The following is a 1238-nucleotide window of genomic DNA, read 5'->3' on the forward strand; positions in this document are numbered from 1 at the left end:
TGTAGTGGTCAACTAATCCCGGACAGTATTTTAAGTTTTTCCTCGGCAGCAACCGGAGAAATGCCACCGTTGAATGAGTGTGGTCGCTGCCGGTTGTAGTAGCCCATCAGATAGCCACCAACATCCTTCTCTGCCTGCAACAGGCCTCGATATCCCAAGGCCGGTATCCACTCTGATTTCAGGCTTCGGAACAATCTCTCCATCGGTGCGTTGTCCCAACAGTTGCCGCGCCGGCTCATGCTTTGCGTCATCCGGCAGCGCCAGAGCCGCTGACGGAACTTGCGGCTGGCGTACTGGCTTCCCTGATCCGAGTGGAACATGACTTTTTCTGGTCGACCACGCTGTTCCCAAGCGTGATCCAGAGCTTTTACAACCAGATCAGCATCCGGACTGGAGGACATGCTCCAGCCAACGACCCGGCGTGCATAGAGATCCAGCACAACGGCCAGATAACTCCACCGCTGGCCGCTCCAGATGTAGGTAATGTCACCACACCAGACCTGGTTGGGCCGGTCCACTGCAAATTCACGAGCCAGATGGTTTGGGATATCCGGCCGTTCAACAGTGGCCTGCTTGTAAGCATGAGGGCCTGGTTGCTTGCAGATCAGCCCCAGTTCGCTCATCAGACGTCGAACCTTGAAGCGGCCAACGCTGATGCCTTCGTCGCTGAGCATGTCCTTAATCATCCGGCTGCCAGCAGAGCTGCGGCTCTTGGTGAACAAGCGGTTTACCCGAGCCTTCAGGGCCAGACGCTCAACGTCTATGTGGCTCTGCCGGTGGCGGTACTCGTAATAGCTGGAACGACTGATATCAAACGCTTCACAGACCAATTCCGTAGACTCCTGCTCCCTCAATCGGTCTATCAGCGCGTACGATTCATCTCGTCCGACATCAAGAGAGCAGTAGCCTTTTTTAATATGTCCTTCTCCCGTTCCAGCCGATTACAGCGGGCTTCCAGCTCTTGGATACGGCGTTGCTCCGGGGTTAGGGCCTTGCCCTTCGGGGTGATCCCTTCGCGTTCATCCGTTAGCTGTTGCACCCATCGCCGGAGGGCGCTTTCACCCACGCCCAGGGACGTACTCGCCTGGGCAATGGTGTAACCTTGATCCAGCACCAGGCTGGCTGCTTCCTGCTTGAATTCAGGAGTGAAGGAACGTCGCTTTCTGGTCATCAGACACCTCGTTTATGGCGGCGATCTTACCACCTTCGTTGGTGTCCGGAATCATTGAGCCACTACA

Annotated in this window: 1 protein-coding gene; it reads right to left on the minus strand. The window is 56.1% G+C overall.

The features are described 5' to 3' along the window. Positions 1–8: 8 nt before the first annotated feature. Positions 9–1171, minus strand: a protein-coding gene (locus BLV11_RS18155; protein ID WP_091817947.1) for an IS3 family transposase whose coding sequence is annotated in 2 segments (ribosomal slippage) — positions 9–916 and positions 916–1171 — 1164 coding nt in all. Because the reading frame shifts where the segments join, the coding sequence is not laid out codon by codon here. Between the last annotated feature and the right edge of the window lie 67 nt (positions 1172–1238).

The sequence above is a fragment of the Marinobacter mobilis genome (assembly GCF_900106945.1).
GTDB classification, from domain to species: domain Bacteria; phylum Pseudomonadota; class Gammaproteobacteria; order Pseudomonadales; family Oleiphilaceae; genus Marinobacter; species Marinobacter mobilis.